This is a genomic window from Acinetobacter sp. AL9 (assembly GCF_041464035.1).
Taxonomy (GTDB): domain Bacteria; phylum Pseudomonadota; class Gammaproteobacteria; order Pseudomonadales; family Moraxellaceae; genus Acinetobacter; species Acinetobacter towneri.
Map to the genome: position 1 here is coordinate 1 of NZ_JAYFSK010000281.1, position 248 is coordinate 248.

Below are 248 nucleotides of genomic sequence, written 5' to 3' on the forward strand. Positions count from 1 at the left end.
CTGCTGCAATCAGCCAACCTATTGATGAGAGGATCACGTTGTGTATCACCGTGCCTCATACGAATAATGATATTCAGCTAAAATGGCAGACATCAGAAATACCTGCCTTGGCAGAATTACTCAAGGTGCTGGCAACATGATCCGTATCGATGAAATCTGGTTGTCTACTCAGCCCATGGATATGCGTGCAGGAATGGATACTGCCATGGCTCAGGTGGTGAGAGCCTTTGGCTACATCAAACCGCATT

Annotated in this window: 1 pseudogene; it reads left to right on the forward strand. The window is 46.8% G+C overall.

Going from position 1 to position 248, the window contains the following annotated elements:
- Nucleotides 1-140, forward strand: a pseudogene (locus ACEO2X_RS14710) (IS66 family insertion sequence element accessory protein TnpB); the annotation flags it as partial.
- Nucleotides 141-248 lie beyond the last annotated feature (108 nt).